The sequence below is a fragment of the Agromyces agglutinans genome (genome assembly GCF_009647605.1).
Classification (GTDB): domain Bacteria; phylum Actinomycetota; class Actinomycetes; order Actinomycetales; family Microbacteriaceae; genus Agromyces; species Agromyces agglutinans.
Genome location: NZ_WJIF01000006.1, coordinates 198,945 through 216,180, shown reverse-complemented (window position 1 = coordinate 216,180; position 17,236 = coordinate 198,945). Strand labels below are relative to the sequence as shown.

17 protein-coding genes are annotated in these 17,236 nt (G+C 73.7%); 7 read left to right on the top strand and 10 right to left on the bottom strand.

The features are described from left to right. Positions 1 to 71 precede the first annotated feature (71 nt). From hpf to mtrA, 6 genes are all read right to left on the bottom strand, one after another. Entirely contained in the window at positions 72 to 767 is a 696-nt protein-coding gene (gene hpf, locus GE115_RS12095; RefSeq protein WP_153685040.1) for a ribosome hibernation-promoting factor, HPF/YfiA family, read from the bottom strand. Positions 768 to 857: 90 nt separating this feature from the next. After that, positions 858 to 1,652, bottom strand: a complete 795-nt coding sequence (locus tag GE115_RS12090; protein ID WP_153685039.1) for a ComF family protein — start codon at positions 1,650 to 1,652, stop codon at positions 858 to 860. A gap of 91 nt (positions 1,653 to 1,743) precedes the next feature. Continuing rightward, on the bottom strand, positions 1,744 to 2,349 hold the full coding sequence (locus GE115_RS12085) for an LpqB family beta-propeller domain-containing protein (protein WP_312855118.1): 606 nt from the start codon (positions 2,347 to 2,349) through the stop codon (positions 1,744 to 1,746). Then, positions 2,336 to 3,520 (bottom strand): LpqB family beta-propeller domain-containing protein, encoded by a 1,185-nt coding sequence (locus tag GE115_RS12080; protein ID WP_153685038.1) that lies wholly within the window; start codon positions 3,518 to 3,520, stop codon positions 2,336 to 2,338. The genes GE115_RS12085 and GE115_RS12080 overlap by 14 nt, the downstream gene beginning before the upstream one ends. Next, positions 3,513 to 5,189 carry an MtrAB system histidine kinase MtrB gene (gene mtrB, locus GE115_RS12075; protein WP_153685037.1) on the bottom strand — a complete coding sequence of 559 codons (1,677 nt, stop codon included), beginning with the start codon at positions 5,187 to 5,189 and terminating at the stop codon, positions 3,513 to 3,515. The genes GE115_RS12080 and mtrB overlap by 8 nt, the downstream gene beginning before the upstream one ends. Positions 5,190 to 5,198: 9 nt before the next feature. Beyond that, positions 5,199 to 5,879 carry an MtrAB system response regulator MtrA gene (gene mtrA, locus GE115_RS12070; RefSeq protein WP_153685036.1) on the bottom strand — a complete coding sequence of 227 codons (681 nt, stop codon included), beginning with the start codon at positions 5,877 to 5,879 and terminating at the stop codon, positions 5,199 to 5,201. A gap of 170 nt (positions 5,880 to 6,049) precedes the next feature. Between mtrA and GE115_RS19255 the strand changes: the two genes are divergently transcribed. The 5 genes from GE115_RS19255 to GE115_RS12045 are packed head-to-tail and all read left to right on the top strand — an operon-like array spanning position 6,050 to position 11,611. Then, positions 6,050 to 7,294, top strand: coding sequence for a glycerophosphoryl diester phosphodiesterase membrane domain-containing protein (locus tag GE115_RS19255; protein WP_153685035.1), 1,245 nt, complete (start codon positions 6,050 to 6,052; stop codon positions 7,292 to 7,294). Between the two features lie 4 nt (positions 7,295 to 7,298). Continuing rightward, positions 7,299 to 8,012, top strand: a complete 714-nt coding sequence (locus tag GE115_RS12060) for a DUF4129 domain-containing protein (RefSeq protein ID WP_312855117.1) — start codon at positions 7,299 to 7,301, stop codon at positions 8,010 to 8,012. After that, complete coding sequence (locus GE115_RS12055; protein ID WP_153685033.1) at positions 8,009 to 9,304, top strand: DUF4350 domain-containing protein; 1,296 nt, start codon at positions 8,009 to 8,011, stop codon at positions 9,302 to 9,304. The genes GE115_RS12060 and GE115_RS12055 overlap by 4 nt, the downstream gene beginning before the upstream one ends. Continuing rightward, positions 9,301 to 10,272 carry an AAA family ATPase gene (locus GE115_RS12050; protein WP_153685032.1) on the top strand — a complete coding sequence of 324 codons (972 nt, stop codon included), beginning with the start codon at positions 9,301 to 9,303 and terminating at the stop codon, positions 10,270 to 10,272. The genes GE115_RS12055 and GE115_RS12050 overlap by 4 nt, the downstream gene beginning before the upstream one ends. Before the next feature lies 1 nt (position 10,273). After that, positions 10,274 to 11,611 (top strand): DUF58 domain-containing protein, encoded by a 1,338-nt coding sequence (locus GE115_RS12045; protein ID WP_153685031.1) that lies wholly within the window; start codon positions 10,274 to 10,276, stop codon positions 11,609 to 11,611. A gap of 49 nt (positions 11,612 to 11,660) precedes the next feature. Here the strand turns inward: GE115_RS12045 and GE115_RS12040 are convergent, their stop codons facing one another. Next, on the bottom strand, positions 11,661 to 12,659 hold the full coding sequence (locus tag GE115_RS12040) for a stage II sporulation protein M (RefSeq protein ID WP_153685030.1): 999 nt from the start codon (positions 12,657 to 12,659) through the stop codon (positions 11,661 to 11,663). Positions 12,660 to 12,678: 19 nt separating this feature from the next. Here GE115_RS12040 and GE115_RS12035 point away from each other — a divergent pair, with 19 nt between their 5' ends. Continuing rightward, positions 12,679 to 13,521 (top strand): RDD family protein, encoded by an 843-nt coding sequence (locus tag GE115_RS12035; RefSeq protein ID WP_153685029.1) that lies wholly within the window; start codon positions 12,679 to 12,681, stop codon positions 13,519 to 13,521. A 33-nt stretch (positions 13,522 to 13,554) separates the two neighbouring features. On the opposite strand, the gene ahcY is transcribed toward GE115_RS12035, so the two are convergent. From ahcY to GE115_RS12020, 3 genes are read right to left on the bottom strand one after another with little or no spacing between them, the layout of a single operon-like run. Further along, a complete protein-coding gene (gene ahcY, locus GE115_RS12030; protein ID WP_153685028.1) occupies positions 13,555 to 15,033 on the bottom strand; it encodes an adenosylhomocysteinase in 1,479 nt (492 codons plus the stop codon). Positions 15,034 to 15,083: 50 nt separating this feature from the next. Beyond that, positions 15,084 to 16,517 (bottom strand): phosphomannomutase/phosphoglucomutase, encoded by a 1,434-nt coding sequence (locus tag GE115_RS12025; RefSeq protein ID WP_312855116.1) that lies wholly within the window; start codon positions 16,515 to 16,517, stop codon positions 15,084 to 15,086. After that, entirely contained in the window at positions 16,514 to 16,729 is a 216-nt protein-coding gene (locus GE115_RS12020; RefSeq protein ID WP_153685027.1) for a DUF3499 family protein, read from the bottom strand. Before GE115_RS12020 ends, GE115_RS12025 begins: the two co-directional genes overlap by 4 nt. A 45-nt stretch (positions 16,730 to 16,774) precedes the next feature. Here GE115_RS12020 and GE115_RS12015 point away from each other — a divergent pair, with 45 nt between their 5' ends. Then, positions 16,775 to 17,218, top strand: coding sequence for a hypothetical protein (locus GE115_RS12015; RefSeq protein ID WP_153685026.1), 444 nt, complete (start codon positions 16,775 to 16,777; stop codon positions 17,216 to 17,218). The last annotated feature ends 18 nt before the right edge of the window (positions 17,219 to 17,236 follow it).

Here is a 17,236-nt window from a genome sequence, read left to right as displayed (position 1 = left end):
GCCGCCGGGGCCCGGTCTGATGCGTCGGGTTCGTCGTCGCGCCGACAGGGCGGTCCGCCCGCCCGCGTTCGTCAGGCGCTGACGCGCTCGCGCTCGGGCGTCGCGTCGCCTGCGGTCTCGCCGTGCTCGTCGAGGCCGATGAGCCCGTAGTCCCAGCCCTTCCGGCGGTAGACCACGCTCGGGCGACCGGTCTCCTGGTCGACGAACAGGTAGAAGTCGTGGCCGACGAGCTCCATGAAGTAGAGCGCGTCGTCGACGGTCATGGGCGTCGAGGCGAACACCTTGCGCCGGATCACGACCGGGCAGTAGACATCGTCCTCCTCGTGCGCGGGCTCCTCCACGACCGGGATGCTTCCGGTGCGGACGGCCTCGAGCACGTCGACCCCGGCGGCCTGCACGCCGACACCGCTGAAGCCGTCGTCGGCGGCCTCGCGCAGCGAGGTGGGCCGGCGGGAGCCGCCGCGGTGGACCTTGCGCCGGTCCTTGGCCCGGCGGACGCGCTCGAGCAGTCGGCCGAGCGCGACATCGAACGCCGCGTACTTGTCGGAGCCGTCGGCTTCGGCGCGTACGACCGGCCCGCGTCCGACGAGGGTCAACTCGACGCGGTCGGGCCCGGGGTTGCCGTTCTTCTCACTGTGACGCGAGAGCTTCACGTCGAAGGAGATCGCGCGTTCGTTGAGATGGCTGACCTTCTCGGCCTTCTCGGCGACGTAGGCGCGGAATCGGTCGGTCACCCCGATGTTGCGTCCGACGATGTTCACTTCCATGACGACCTCCATCCACCGGCGTGTCACCCGGATCAGAAGGGTGGATCGACCACGCCTGTCCTGACACCGTACGCCCCTCACCCCGAGAAGTCACGGAGTGTTTCCCGCGTCTTCGGCGAGTCGCATCCGAGCCGGCGGTGCCGGTTCCTCCGCCTCGGGAAACCGGCGCGGGGTCTGCGCCAGCACGGCGGCGCCGACGACCTCGGCGCCCGCGGCGCGGAGCGCGCGGGCCGCCTCGGCGAGGGTCGCGCCGGTGGTCAGCACGTCGTCGACGAGCAGGAACCGGCGCCCTTCGAGCGGATGCCGCGCCGCGAGCCCGCCGGCCGCGTTCGCCCGTCGCGCCTCGATGCCCAGCGCCGACTGGTCGACCCGGGTGCGGGCGAGCCGCAGCGCGGGCGTCGCGCGGAGGCCCGCCGCCGCGAGGAGCCTCGGCACCGGCCGGTAGCCCCTCGCCCGCACCGATGCGGCCGTCGACGGGATGGCGCAGAGGTCGACGGGCGGGTCGGCGCCGGCGTGCGCGGTGAGCGAGCCGCGGGTGATCGCCTCCGCCATCGCCTCGCGTACCGCGGCCAGCAACGCGCCGGCGAGCGCGGGGAAGGCGTCGGTGCGGCCGCCGTCCTTCGCCGCGCCGATCACGTGTGCGACGGCACCGCCGTACTCGAGGCCCGCCCAGACCCGGAGCCCCGATCGCTCGACCACGTGCGGGGCGGGGGCGAGCAGCACGCGGCAGTCGTCGCAGACCGGCCGATCGGCGCGACCGCAGCCCGTACAGGTCACCGGGAGCACGAGCGCGAGCGCATCGCGAACCGCCTCGGCCGCGACGGCGGCCGCGACGGCGACGGGACCGGATCCGGCGACGAAGGGCCCGAACGCGAGCGGTGGCATCCCTCCATCGTCGAGGCCGCGTCGGTGCCGTTGCTTCGCGTCCGGGGCATCCGTGGAACGCGTGAGCCCCGGGGCGTCGGTGCAGGAGCGGTCAGCGGGGCTGCTGCGACGCGAGGAGCTGGATGCCGCCGCGCTGCGCCTGCCAGCCCTGGCCCGACCGCGTCACCAGGTTGCCGTCCGCCGTGCGGACGCGCAGGTCGCCGACGCTGTTGCCGCCGCTGAGCTCGACCCCGCCGACCGGGCCGGTGCGCCCGGTGTCGGGCACGCCGCCGATCGTCTGGAGGATCAGGCGCGTGCCCTCGCCGACGGCGGTGAGCGACGCGACCTGGCGGTCGTCGATCCACGCGATGTCCTGCGGCACGCCGTCGACGGACGCCAGCTCGAGCGTCACCTGGCCGAGCTCGACGGGCACGCCGTCGTCGTCCCGCACGATCGACGCGGCGACGAAGCGGGTACGGTCGCCATCGGCGAGCAGCGCGATCACGCGCGTGGTGTCGCGCGAGATCTCGAGCGCCGCGATCTGCGTGCCGGTCCAGGGCACCGCGAACGGCACCGACGCGGTGCCGTCGGGCGTGAAGACCGTCAGCTCGTCGGGCGAGCCGCGGGGAACCGACCAGACCATGCCGTAGCCGTCGATCGCCGGCACGATGAGGCCGTCGCGCGGGTCGAGCGCCGCGGTCTCCTCACCCGCGGTCACGANCCGACCAGACCATGCCGTAGCCGTCGATCGCCGGCACGATGAGGCCGTCGCGCGGGTCGAGCGCCGCGGTCTCCTCACCCGCGGTCACGAGCGCCACCCCGTCGGCGGCGCGCACGGCGACCTGCTCGCCGCCCGGGCCGACCGCTGCGCCGGTCGGCGCGAGGGCGGCGACCTGCTCCGACACGCCCTCGATCGGCGTGATCGTCTCGCCCGACACGCCGAGGTGGCCGAACGTCTCGCCGTCGAAGACCACGGGCCGGGCGGGCACGAGCGGGTCGATCTCGGGCGGGTCGGGCACCGCATCGACGCCCTGCGGGACACCGTTCACCGCGAGGTCGACGCCGCCGATGCCGTTCACGCCGATGAGGCTCTGCTCGAGCTGGAACTGCATGAGCTGCACGGCCCTCGCCTGCTCGGTGGAGACGCCCGTGAGGTCGACGGCAGCATCACCGTCGGCGACCGGCACGGCGTCGGCCGCGAGTTCGGCGCCTTCGGGGAACGCGGAGGCCACGCCCGGATCGAGCCATTCGGCGGGGCCGGCGAGCAGCGCCCGCACGATCTTGGTCTGCACCGCCTCGCCGCCGGCGAACCAGCGCACGTCGGGTACGGCGTACCGCTCGGTGGGGTCGAGGAAGGTCAGGTCGTGGGCGCGGAAGACGCGGGCGAAGTTCGAGGCGTCGATCAGGATGCCCTGCGGTGCCGACGCGATGCGCCACTCGCCGTCGACCTGCGCGAACGTGTACTCGAGCGTGACCGGGGCGCTCGAGGAGGCGATCGCGTACTGGCCGTTCGGGCCGAGCTCGGCCGCCGGCGCGACGTCGACGCGCATCGTCTCGGCTCCGGTCGCCTCGTAGTCGCGTGAGGCGAGCTGGTCGATGGTCGCCCCGTCGTCGGCGCGCCACTCGGCGGCGAACTCGGGCGTGAGGAACTCGCGGGCGACCCCGTAGTTGCTGCGGGCATCGGTCGCGGCGTCGATGAAGCCGCGCAGGATCTGCTCCTGCGACTCGCCGCCCTGCGGACCCGAGGCACGCAGCTCGCGATCGAGGGGCTCGGACCGCGCCGGAGCCTCGCCGCGGTGCACGGTGCCGGAGTCGGGGATGCTCGCGCACGCGGCGAGCGCGGCGACCGCCGCCACTGCGACCGCCGTGATCCGAAGCGCCCTACGCATCGCGCACCTCCATGCTGCGGGTGTCGGCGGGGACGGCGGGTTCGGCCGGTCCGCTCGCGTCTGGGTCGGCGGGGGGCAGCGGCAGCGGCGAACCGGTCACCGCGACGCCCGCCACCCGGGGCAGCGTGAGCCGGAAGACGCTGCCGATGCCCGGCTGCGACCATACGTCGAGGGAGCCGCCGTGGGCCACCGCGTCCTCGAGGGAGATCGCGAGGCCGAGGCCCGTGCCGCCGATCGTGCGCATGCGGCTCGGGTCCGCGCGCCAGAACCGGTCGAACACGCGCTCGACCTCCTCCTCGGTCATGCCGAGCCCGTAGTCGCGCACGCTGAGCGCGACGGCCTGCGCATCGCTGTCGACCGAGACCACGATGGGCCGCCCTTCGCCGTGCTCGATCGCATTGCCGAGGAGGTTGCGCACGATGCGGCGGACCCGGCGCGGATCCACGTCGCACTCGAGGTGACCGCCCGGCGCCACGAGACGCAGTTCGCTGCCGCGCTCGCTGGCCAGCTGGTGCATCGACTCGATCGCGTCGCCGGCGAGGTGCACGAGGTTGGTCGGCTCGGTCGCGAGTTCGACGGATCCGGCGTCGTACCGGCTGATCTCGAGGAGGTCGGCGAGCAGGTGCTCGAACCGTACGGTCTGGGTGTGCAGCAGCTCCACGGTGCGCGAGGTCGGACCCTCGAACTCCTCGCGCTGGCCGTAGAGGACATCGCCGGCCAGCCGGATCGTGGTGAGCGGCGTGCGGAGCTCGTGCGAGACGTCCGACACGAAGCGCTGCTGCATGACCGACAGCTCGGCGAGCTCGCGGATGCGCGCCTGGAGCGTGTCGGCCATGCCGTTGAAGCTCGCCGCGAGGGTGGCGAGCTCGTCTTCGCCCTTCTCGGGCATGCGGACGCCGAGGTCGCCGGCGGCCAGCCGGCGGCTCGTCGCGGCCACGGTGCGCACCGGCTCGATCACCCAGCGCACGACGAGCAGCGTGATGGCGCCGAGCAGCACGAGCAGCGCGACCGCTCCCGCGATGCCGACGGCCTGCATGAACGCGAGGGTCGCGTCGGCGTCGGCGAAGCTGTACGCGATGTACAGCTCGTACGTGCCGGCGCTCGGGACCTCGAGGTCAGTGCCGACCACCACGCCGGGCTCGTCGCCGTCGCTCGTCGGCAGCGGCACCGACTGCCAGTACTGCTCGCCCGGGTTCGCCTGCACGCTCGCGCGCAGGTCGTCGCTCACGAGGCCCGACATCGACCTCGACAGCTGGTCCTGCGGCGCGTTCTCGTTCGCGGGCTGGCCGGGTTCCCGGAACACCGCGATCGTGCCGCTGCCGGACACGGTTCCGACGGTGTTGAAGACCTGGTCCATCACCAGCTGCAACGCCGCCTGGTCGGAGGCATCCGAGGCGTCGACCAGGTTCTGCGCGGACTCGGCGGCGTCGGCGGACTCGGCCAGTGCGCGGTCGAGGCCCGACTGGAACAGGTTGGATGCCACGCTGAACGTGATGTAGACCCCGATCACGAGGATCGCGAGCCCCGACAGGCTGATGGTGAGCACGACCGTGCGGAACTGCAGCGAGCGACGCCACAGCGCGGCGACGCGCTCCCGTGCGGCGACGATGCGACCACGGATGCCCCGTCCGGCGGTGCCGGCGGGAGTCGGGGTCGGCTCACCCGCCATCGGGGGACCCTAGGTCGTCGCGCCGGCGCGGTAGCCGACGCCGCGCACGGTCTGCACGATGCGCGGGTTGTCGGGGTCGTGCTCGACCTTCGCGCGCAGCCGCTGCACGTGGACGTTGACGAGCCGCGTGTCGGCCTTGTAGTGGTAGCCCCAGACCTGCTCGAGCAGCATCTCGCGCGTGAAGACCTGCTGCGGCTTCGAGGCGAGCGCGAGCAGCAGGTCGAACTCGAGCGGGGTGAGGTTGATGCGCTCATCGCCGCGACGCACCTCGTGACCGGCGGCGTCGATCACCAGGTCGCCGATCGAGATGGTCTCGACGAGCGACTCGGGCGCCGGACGCAGCCGCGTGCGGATGCGCGCCACCAGCTCCTTCGGGTTGAACGGCTTCACCATGTAGTCGTCGGCACCCGACTCGAGGCCCTTGACCACGTCGGCCGTGTCGGACTTCGCGGTGAGCATGATGATGGGCGTACCCGACTCGGCGCGGATGCGACCGCAGACCTCGATGCCGTCGACACCGGGCAGCATGAGGTCGAGCAGCACGAGGTCGGGCTTCGTGTCGCGGAAGGCCTGGAGCGCCGAGGCGCCGTCGGCGCAGAAGGCGGGGTCGAAGCCCTCGGTGCGCAGGACGATGCCGATCATCTCGGCGAGGGCCGTGTCGTCGTCGACGACGAGTACGCGTGCGGTCATGGGTTCGTTCCCGTTCCTGGCCGCGCGGGCGCGGCGGTGCTGATCGGCACCAGCGTAGCCGTTCGGGCCCGTGAGTCGGCCGAAAGCCCACAGCCCGCGGTGGAGAGCCCGACAGCGGGCGGGCGCGATGTGCGAGCATGGGGACCTGCGGCGGAAGGAGTGGACGGCGAGTGTCCGATCGAGCTTGGCAGGCCCCCGATGCGGCCGGCGCGCCGCCCGCCGTCCCGCCGGTGGCGCCCCCCGTCGGCCCGCCCGGAGCCCAGCCTCCCGGCCCGCCGCCCGGCTGGGCGGCCCCTCCCCCCGGTCCGCCCCCTGGCTGGGCCTCGGCTCCTCCGGGCCCGCCGCCCGGGTGGGCGCCGCCGCCCAAGCCCGGACTCATCCCGCTCCGCCCGCTCTCGTTCGGCACGCTGCTGTGGGCGCCCTTCCGCACGCTGCGCCGCAACCCGGCCGCGACCTTCGGCAGCGGCCTCGTCGTACAGCTCGCCTCGCTGCTCGTCTCCGCCGCCGTCATGGTGCCGTTCTTCGTCTTCGTGCTCTCGCGCACGACGCAGGCCACCTTCGAGAACCAAGACGAGATCCTCACCGGCGGCATCGCGGCGTTCCTCCTCGCGATGCTGGTGCCGACGCTGGTGGGCATGGTGCTGGGCGCGTTCCTGCAGGGCGTCATGGTCGTCGAGGTCGCGACCGGCACGCTCGGCGAGCGTCTCCGCTTCGGCGCGCTCTGGCGACGCGCGGCGACGCGCATCTGGCCGCTCCTCGGCTGGACGGCGATGCTCGGCCTCGGCGCCGCGCTGCTGGTGGTGCTCGGCATCGGCGCCGTGCTGTTCGGTCTCGCGGTCGGCGGCCCGGTCGGCGCGCTCGTCGCCGGGCTCCTCGTGTTCGTCGGCGCCCTCGGGGTCGGCGCCCTCTGGGTCTGGATCGGCACGAAGGTCGCGCTGGTGCCGAGCGTGATCGTGCTCGAGCGACGGGGCATCCGCGACGCCGTCCGCCGATCGTGGCAGCTGACCGACGGGGCCTTCTGGCGGACGTTCGGCACGCTCGCCCTCGTCACGGTGATCCTCACCTTCGCGGCCCAGGTCGTGACCCAGCCGTTCTCACTCGTCGGCGGCATCCTCGCGGGCCTGCTCGACCCCACCGGCAGCTCCGACACGGCGATGGTGGTGCTCATCGTGGTGTACGCGATCACGATCCTGCTGACGCTGCTGATCGGCGCGATCACCGCCGTCGTGCAGGCGGCCCTGGTCGCCGTCATCACGATCGACCTGCGCATGCGCAAGGAGGGTCTCGACCTCGACCTGCAGCGACACGTCGAGCTGCGCGATGCCGGCCGGCCGGTGGGCGATCCGTACGCGCCGCCCCCCGGGGCCCCCGCTCCGGCCGTGGCGCCGACCCGGCCGCCCGGCGCCACGGTGTGACGGCGTGATCGCCGTCGCCGACATCCCCGTCGAGCCCGACGCGCCCGAGGCGCGCCGTTGGGTGCTCGAGGAGCTGTCGCGTCCCGAGTACCGCGAGGCCGAGCCCACCTGGTTCGACCGGCTCGCGGTTGCGGTGCGCGACTGGCTCGCCGACCTCTTGAGCGGCAGCGGCGGCCTCTCGGGCGACGTCGTGCTGGCACTCGTCGTCGTGCTCGTGATCGCCGCCGTCGTCGTGGGGCTGCTGGTCTTCGGCGTGCCGCGGCTGCGTCGCAGACGCCGTGCGTCCGCCACTCCCCTGTTCGACGACGGCGACACGCGCACGCTCGCCGAGCTGCGCCGCGCCGCCGATGCCGCCGCGGCCGCGGGCCGGTACGACCTCGCCGTCGAAGAGCGGTTCCGGGCCATCGTGCGCGCGCTCGCCGACCGCGAGCTCCTCAGGCCGAGCCCCGGTACGACCGCCCACGGCTTCGCGCGCTCGGCGACGACCGCCTTCCCGACGTTCTCGGACCGCCTGGCCGACGCGGCCGACGCGTTCGACGCCGTGCGCTACCTCGGACGGGCCGGCACGGCCGACGAAGCGAGCCGGCTCGCTTCGCTCGACCGCGACCTCGGGGCCGCGGCTCCAGCGACTCCCGCCGGGCTCGCCGGGCTCGCCCGCGAAGCCGCCGGTCCCGCCGACGGCGACACCGCCGTCGAACGCACCGGAGCGCCGGCATGAGCGCGACGGCGACCGCGAGCAACCGAGCGCCCGCGACGGCCCCGGCGGTCGCCCGCACGCCGACCCTCGGCGCTCGCCTGCGGCGCGGTCGCACCTGGCTCGTCATCGCGCTGGTCATGCTCGCCGGCGGCGGCCTCCTGCTCGTCCTCCGCGGGTTCGGCGGTGCCGTGGCGGGCGTGCCGGTCGGTCCCGCCGATGCCTCGCCGGTCGGCTCGAAGGCGCTCGTGCAGGTCCTGCGCGCGCAGGGCGTCGAGGTCGTGGAGGCGCGCACCCTCGGGCAGGCGATCGACGCGGGCGGCGCCGACACCACGGTGCTCCTGCACGACGCCCAGGGCCTGCTCGGCGACGACGACCTCCGCGACCTCGCGGCGGCGACCGACCGGCTCGTCGTGGCCGCACCCGACTTCGCGTCGCTCGACGCGCTCGCACCGGGCGTCCGCCACGCGGGCGCGGCACCGGGCGCCCTCGACCGCCCCGGCTGCGACCTGCCCGCGGCGCAGCGCGCCGGCGAGCTCTCGCCCGGGCAGCGCCTCTTCACGATCGACGATGACGCCGCCGGCGACGGCTGGGTCGGATGCTTCGCCGACGAGCAGTTCGGATTCGCCGTCGCGGCCGGCCCGTCGCCCGAGGGTGCCGAGCTCGCGCTCGTGGGCTCGGTCACGCCCTTCCAGAACCAGTCCATCGACGAGTCGGGCAACGCGGCCCTGGCCCTCGGGCTGCTCGGAGCGGAACCGCGCCTCGTCTGGTACCTGCCGGGGCCCGCCGACGCGCCGGCCGGGGGCCCGACGCTGGGCGAGCTCACGCCGGGCTGGGTCAGCCCGGTGCTCGTCCTCGCCGCCCTCGTCACCGTCGTCGCCGGGCTGTGGCGCGGACGACGCCTCGGGCGCCTCGTCGTCGAAGACCTTCCGGTCCACGTGCCGGCCGGTGAGACGGCCGCCGGGCGCGCCCGGCTCTACGCGGGAGCCGCTTCGCGGCAGCACGCGCTCGACCAGATCCGCGTCGCCACCATCCGCAGGCTCGCGACGGCCCTGCGGCTTCCGGCCGCGGCATCCGTCGACGACGTGATCGGAGCGACGGCGACGGCGCTGCGCACCGACCCGATCGCCGTCCGCCGGCTCCTCGTCGACGAGGACCCCCTCGGCGACGCGCGATTCGTCGACCTCGCGCGCGACCTCGACCGGCTCGAACGCGACGTGCGCGCGATCTCACGGCCCGCGCACCCCGAGCACCCAGAGCACCCCGAGGCGCTCGACCGCCTCGACCGACCCGACCCCCCAGGAAGGCGACCATGACCGACCAGATCCCGACCGACGACGAGCTCCGGGCCGCCCTCGACCGCGTGCGCACCGAGGTGGGCAAGGCGGTCGTCGGGCAGGAGGGTGCCGTCACGGGCCTCATCATCGCCCTGCTCGCGCACGGCCACGTCCTCCTCGAGGGCGTGCCCGGCGTGGCGAAGACGCTGCTCGTGCGCACCCTCAGCCGGACCCTGCGGCTCGAGACGCACCGCGTGCAGTTCACGCCCGACCTGATGCCCGGCGACGTGACGGGCTCGCTCGCGTACGACCCGCGCACGGGCGAGTTCGCGTTCCGCGAGGGGCCGGTCTTCACGAACATCCTGCTCGCCGACGAGATCAACCGGACCCCGCCGAAGACGCAGTCGGCCCTGCTCGAGGCGATGGAGGAACGCCAGGTCTCGGCCGACGGCGTGACGATGCCGCTGCCCGACCCGTTCCTCGTCGCGGCGACGCAGAACCCGATCGAGTACGAGGGCACGTACTCGCTGCCCGAGGCGCAGCTCGACCGCTTCCTGCTCAAGCTCGTCCTCGACGTCCCCGAGCGATCGGCCGAGGTCTCGATGCTTCGCCGGCACGCCGACGGGTTCGACCCGCACGACCTCGCCGCGGCGGGCGTGACGCCCGTGATCGGCGCCAGCGAGCTCGCGGCCGCACGGGCCGCGGCCGCCCGGGTCGGCGTCTCCGACGACGTGCTGGCCTATCTCGTCGATCTCGCGCGCGCGACCCGGGTGAGCCCCTCGCTCCGGCTCGGCGTCAGCCCCCGCGGCGTCGCCGGGCTGCTCACCGCGTCGAAGGCGTGGGCGTGGCTCACGGGCTACGACTCGGTGATCCCCGACCACGTGCAGGCCATGCTGCTGCCCGTCTGGCGGCACCGCGTGCAGCTGCGGCCCGAGGCCGAGCTCGAGGGCGTCTCGGTCGACCAGGTGCTGCGCGGCATCATGCAGCAGGTGCAGGTGCCGCTCTGACATGGCGGTCTCCGGTCGATTCGTCTGGCTCGTCGCGGCGGGCGTCATCCCCGTCGTGCTCGCGGGCCTCGCCGACGCGGGCGCTGCCTGGCTCGCGCTCGTGGGCTGGCTGCTCATCGCCGTCGGCATCGCGAGCGTCGATCTCTCGCTCGCGGCGTCGCCGCGCCGGGTCGCGCTCGCTCGCGAGCTCCCCGAGCGGGTTCGGCTCGGGGAGACGGTCGAGTCGTCGCTGATCGTGCAGAACCTCGGCCCGCGCCTGCTGCGCGCCGTCGTGCGCGATGCCTGGCAGCCGTCGGCGGGGGCATCCCGCAACGCTCGCGGGCATCTCGAGGTGCCACCCGGCGAACGACGGCGGATGACCCTCAGCCTGACGCCGCGCCGACGCGGCGACCGCCGCGTCGCCGACGTCACGATCCGCGCGGCCGGTCCGCTGGGACTCTGGGCGAGGCAGGCCACGCTGGCCGCACCGGGGCGGCTGCGCGTCCTGCCGCCGTTCGACTCGCGCGTGCACCTGCCGTCTCGGCTCACCCGGCTGCGCGAGCTCGACGGCCGCACGCCCCTGCTCGTTCGCGGCCAGGGCAGCGAGTTCGACACCATCCGCGAGTACGTGCGCGGCGACGACGTGCGCTCGATCGACTGGCGGGCGACCGCCCGCCGCCCCGACCCCGAGGCTCCGGGCTCGGCCCGGCTCATGGTGCGCACGTGGCGACCCGAGCGCGATCGCCGCATCGTCATCGTGGTCGACACGTCGCGCACGGCCGCCGCGCGCATCGCCGACGAGCCGCGGCTCGATACGGCGTTCGAGGCGTCGCTGCTGCTGGCGGCCCTGGCGTCCCACGCGGGCGACCGCGTCGACTTCCTCGCCTTCGACCGGCGGGTGCGCGGCCTCGTGCACGGCGCGACCTCGGGCGACCTGCTCGCGCGCATGGTCGACGCGATGGCGACGATCGACGCCGAGCTGATCGAGGCGGACTGGGCCTCGGTGCCCGGCCAGGTCCGCCGCCTGACGGCGCACCGCGCGCTCGTCGTGCTGCTGACCGGCGCCGACTCCCCCGGCACGGCGCGCGGGCTCCTCGCGATGCTGCCGCAGCTGACGACACGGCACTCGGTGATCGTCGCCTCGGTCGCCGATCCCGACCTGGTCGCGGCGACCCGCGAACGCGGCGGCCTCGACGAGGCCTACCGTGCGGCAGCCGCCGAGCGGGCTCTGCTGGACACCACTCGGTTGGCCGATGCGGTGCGTCGCCTCGGCGCCGAGGTCGTCACCGCGCCGCCCGCCGCGCTGCCGCCGGCGCTCGCCGATCGCTACCTCGAGCTGAAGGCCGCCGGGCGGCTCTGAGGGCGCCGCGCGCGGCTCGCGCTGCGATCCAGCGGGCCTCGCCCCCGACTCATCCCGCGACGATGCGCCGCGCGCCGGCGTCGATCGCCTCGAGGTCGCCGGTCGCGCCGTCGGCAGCGGCCCGGCGGCCGAGCACGAGCATGTAGGCCAGCAGCGCGGCCAGCGCGAGCACGCCGATGCCGATCTTCACCGGCCACGGCCACGGCGCGGGCGTCACGAACGCCTCGATGAGCCCGGCGATGAACAGGAAGAACACGAGCCCGATGGCGACCCCGAATAGCGCCCGGGCGTCTTCGGCGAGCGCTTCGCCGCGGGTCCGCGCGCCCGGCGCGACCCAGCTCCAGAAGATGCGCAACCCGCCGGCCGCGGCGATGAAGACGCAGGTCAGCTCGAGCAGCCCGTGCGGGGCGATGTGCAGGAAGAACGCGTCGGCCTCGTCGTAGGCGATCATGACCGCCGCGCTCGTGCCCACGTTGATCGCGTTCTGCAGGATGACGTACGGCACCCACACGCCGGTGATGCCGAAGGCGATGCACTGCGCGGCGATCCAGGCGTTGTTGGTCCAGACCGATCCGGCGAACGACGCGGCCGGATGCTCCGAGTAGTACGCGACGAAACCCTCCTCGGCGATCTGGCGGAGCTCGGCCTCGGTGCCCAGGTTCGCGAGGGCGCGCGGATCGCCGGCGAGCCACCACGCCACGAGCGACGCCACGGCGACCGTGGCGACGGCGACGGCGAGCGTCAGCCAGCGCAGCCGGTACATCGCCGCGGGCAGCGAGCGCACCGCGAAGCGCGTGAACTGCGCGAGCGGATTCTCGGGAGCCCCGGTGAACCGCAGCCTCGCGCGGGCGAGCGAGATGGAGAGGCGGTCGCCGAGCGCCGACGAACCCGCGGTCGCCTGGATGAGCGAGAGATCGGATGCCGCGGCCTGGTACCGCTCGATGAGTTCGTCGGCTTCGGCGCCCGACAGCCGGCCGGTCGACCGCGCGAGCTCGTCGAGCCGGCGCCATTCGTCGTGGCGGGAGGTGGCGAGGGCGTCGAGGTCCATATCTGCTTGAATACTAGCCATGTCCGAGCCCTGGTCCGCCGACCGGTTCGCGCCCGCGGGCGCCGACGATCCCCTCGTCACCGGTGAGGCCGTCGCGCTCGACGTGCGCCCGGCGAGCGCCCTGATCCGCGCGGGCGGCACGGCGATCGACGTGATCGTGAGCGTGGTGCTCCTGGTCGGCGTCGTTCTCGCGATCAACGGCCTCCGGCTCGACGAGGCGGCGTGGCGCGCGGTCGGCATCTCGGCGCTCGTGGTGGTGCTCGTCGTCGTGCCGACCACCGTCGAGACCGCTTCGCGCGGACGCTCGCTGGGCAAGCTCGCGCTGGGGCTCCGGGTGGTCCGCGACGACGGCGGGGCGATCGGGCTGCGCCACGCGTTCGTGCGCGCGCTCACGGGCGTGCTCGAGATCTACCTCACGTTCGGCGGCCTGGCCGCACTCGTGGGGTTCCTGAATCCGTCGTCGAAGCGACTCGGCGATCTCCTCGCGGGCACGCACGCCCAGGTCGAGCGCGCGCCGCGCGTGCCCACGCAGGCCTTCGGCGTGCCCACGGCGCTGCTCGGCTGGGCGACGGTCGCCGACGTGGGCCGACTGCCCGACACGCTCGAGCGCCGGGTCGCGTCGTTCTTCGCCAACGTGGGCCACCTCGTGCCGGCGAGCCGGGCCCGAGTCGCGGCATCCCTCGCCGCCGAGGTCGCGCCGTACGTCGAGCCGGTGCCCGACGCTCCGGCCGAACTCTTCCTCGCGGGCGTGGTCGCGCTGCGGCGCGAACGCGACCTCGCCGCCCTGCGGCTCGAGCGCGAGCGCCTCGACGCGCTCGCGCCCGTGCTCGACGGCACCCCGGTCGGCTTCCCGCGTCGCTGAACCGACCGGCGGGATGCCCCGGGGCGGCGCCCGTCAGTACCGGTAGTGGTCGACCTTGTAGGGCCCGGCGACCGGCACGCCGATGTAGGCGGCCTGCTCGGGGGTGAGCTCGGTCAGCTCGACGCCCAGCGCATCGAGGTGCAGTCGCGCGACCTTCTCGTCGAGGTGCTTGGGCAGGACGTAGACGCCGACCGGGTACGACTCGGGCCGGGTCCACAGCTCGATCTGGGCGAGCACCTGGTTGGTGAACGAGTTCGACATCACGAACGAGGGATGCCCCGTCGCATTGCCGAGGTTCATCAGGCGGCCCTCGCTCAGCACGAGCACGCTGCGGCCGGTCGGCAGGCGCCACTCGTGCACCTGCGGCTTGATCTCGATGCGCTCGGCGCCCTCGAGGGATTCGAGGCCGGCCATGTCGATCTCGTTGTCGAAGTGGCCGACGTTGGCGACGATCGCGAGATGCTTGAGCCCGAGCAGGTGCTCGAGGCGCACGACGTCCTTGTTGCCGGTGCCCGTGACGAGGATGTCGACTTCGCCGATGACCGACTCGAGGCGCGAGACCTGGTAGCCGTCCATCGCGGCCTGGAGCGCGCAGATCGGGTCGACCTCCGAGACGATCACCCGCGCGCCCTGGCCGCGCAGCGCCTCGGCGGCACCCTTGCCCACGTCGCCGTACCCGCAGACGAACGCGACCTTGCCGCCCATCAGCACGTCGGTCGCGCGGTTGAGTCCGTCGGGCAGCGAGTGTCGGATGCCGTACTTGTTGTCGAACTTCGACTTGGTGACCGAGTCGTTGACGTTGATCGCCGGGAACTGCAGGCCACCCTCGGCGTGCAGTTCGTAGAGGCGGTGCACGCCCGTGGTGGTCTCCTCGGTGACGCCGCGGATCTCGGCGGCGATGCGGGTCCAGCGGTCGGCGCTCAGCTCGAGGGACCGGCGGAGCGTGTCGAGCACCACGCGGTACTCGTGGCTCGCGTCGGCCGGCGTCTCGGGGACCTGTCCGGCGGCCTCGAAGCGCGCGCCCTCGTGGACGAGCAGCGTCGCGTCGCCGCCGTCGTCGAGGATCATGTTGGGCCCGGTCCAGTCGGCACCGGCCGCGGCGGCCTCGGCCGACCAGTCGAAGATGCGGTCGGTGCACCACCAGTACTCCTCGAGCGACTCGCCCTTCCAGGCGAACACCGGAACCCCGCGCGGCTCGTCGACCGTGCCGTCGGGACCCACGACGATCGCGGCAGCGGCCTCGTCCTGGGTGGAGAAGATGTTGCAGCTCGCCCAGCGCACCTGCGCGCCGAGCGCGACGAGGGTCTCGATGAGCACGGCCGTCTGCACGGTCATGTGCAGGCTGCCGGCGATGCGGGCGCCGGCGAGCGGCTGGGACGCCCCGAACTCATCGCGCAGTGCCATGAGGCCCGGCATCTCGTTCTCGGCGAGACGGAGCTGATGGCGACCCGCCTCGGCGAGGGCGAGGTCGGCGACCTTGAACGGGAGGGCGGTGGTCTCGGCGAGGGTCATGTGGCAATCATCGCAGACCGCACCCGGCTGACCCAGCGGAGGCCCTCGGCCTAGCCGCGGATGAGCGCGAGCACCTCGTCGCGGATGCGCTCCATGGTCGGGGCGTCGGCGCCCTCGACGTTCAGCCGGAGCAGCGGCTCGGTGTTGGAGGGCCGCACGTTGAACCACCAGAACGGCTCGTTCTCGGCGGTGACGCCCGTGACGGTGAGGCCGTCGAACTCGTCGAAGTCGGCGCGACCGGTGAACGCCTCGACGATGCGCGTGTACGCCGAGGGCACGTCGTCGACCGTCGAGTTGATCTCGCCCGACATCGCGTACGGCGTGAACCGCGCGGCGAGCTCCGACAGCGGCGCCTCCTGCGAGCCGAACTCGGCGAGCACGTGCATCGCGGCGAGCATGCCGTTGTCGGCGCCCCAGAAGTCGCGGAAGTAGTAGTGCGCCGAGTGCTCGCCGCCGAAGACGGCGCCGGTCTCGGCCATGCGGTCCTTGATGAGCGAGTGGCCCACGCGCGTGCGCACGGGCGTCGCCCCCGCGCCCGCGATCGTCTCGGGGACGACCCACGAGGTGATCAGGTTGTGGATGACGTCGACGTCGGTCTCGCCGGCAGCGTGCACGCGCGCGATCTCGCGCAGGGCGACGATCGCGGCCACGGCCGAGGGGTTCACGGCTCCCCCGCGCTCGTCGACGACGAAGCACCGATCGGCATCGCCATCGAACGCGAGGCCGAGGTCGGCGCCGTGTTCGACCACGGCGCGCTGGAGGTCGACCAGGTTCGCGGGCTCGAGCGGGTTGGCCTCGTGGTTCGGGAACGTGCCGTCGAGCTCGAAGTAGAGGGGCACGATCTCGAGCGGCAGCGCGGGTAGCCCCGCGGCCTCGCCGAGCACGGCCGGAACCGTGAGGCCGCCCATGCCGTTGCCGGCGTCGACGACGACCTTGAGCGGCCGGATGCCGGCGAGGTCGACGAGCGAGCGCAGGTACGCCGCGTAGTCGGCGAGCACGTCGGCGTTCGTCACCGTGCCGGGCTCGGCGACGGTTTCGATGCCGTGCTCGAGGAAGGCGGCGGCACGGTCGCGGATGCTCGCGAGGCCGGTGTCGAGCGAGATCCCCTGGGCCCCGGCGCGCGAGAACTTGATGCCGTTGTACGCGGCCGGGTTGTGGCTCGCCGTGAACATGGCGGCGGGCGCGTCGAGCGAGCCCGACGCGAAGTAGCTCTCGTCGGTCGAGCACAGGCCGATGGCGACGACGTCGGCGCCGCGCGCGGTCGCGCCGCGCGCGAAGGCGGCTGCGAAGCCCGGCGACGAGTCGCGCATGTCGTGGCCGACGACGACCCGGCCGCCCGCGGCCCCGACCTCGTCGACGAAGCCTGCCCCGAGCGCCTCGACGACCGATTCGGTCAGGCCCTCGCCCACGATGCCGCGGACGTCGTAGGCCTTGACGATGGCGTCGAGTGAGGCGGAATGCGGGGTCGAGCTCGGCGAATTCACGCCTTGAAACCTACCTCACCGAGCGGCAGGTGCCGCACGACCTGCCAGCCCCGCGGCGCCGAGGTGCGTTCGGCATGGCGCGCGCAGAGGTCGTACCCGTGGGGCTCGCGGCGCGGCGCGAGGGGGCCGAGCACGGCGAGCGAATCGGCGTAGTCGTAGGTGAGCGTCGCGACCGCCTCGGCGGTGCATGCGATTCGCGAACAACGTCTCATGGCAGGAACAGACTAGCGACGAGCGTGGACATTACGATGGATCGCATGCCCCGCCCACGCCGTGTCGCGTCCACGCCGAGGTCGCCGCGGCGACTCGCCCGAGATCGGCACGGTCGCGGGCTCCGCTCGCCCGTCACCGGGCCGCACCTGCCGCTGCTGCGCACGCGCATCGACGAGTTCGACCTGACGATCGCGACGACCGCGTCGTACCTGCGCAGCCTCTGGCCCGAACTCGAGGACGCCGTCTTCGAGGTCGCGCAGGGGCCGGCCGAGGCCATCCACGACGACCACGTCGACCGGTGGAAGGTCTACCACGACGAGCGTCGCATCATCTTCTACCGGCTGCCGATCGTGCGGTTCCTCCGACTGCAGGAGGGCGAGGAGCGCGACGAGAAGCTGCTCGTCGAGTCGTGCGTCTACCGCGCCGTCGCCGACCTGCTGGGCAAGGATCCCTGGGAGCTCTCGCCCGGTCGGTACCGGCACCTCTGACGGGCGACCGCGCGGCGG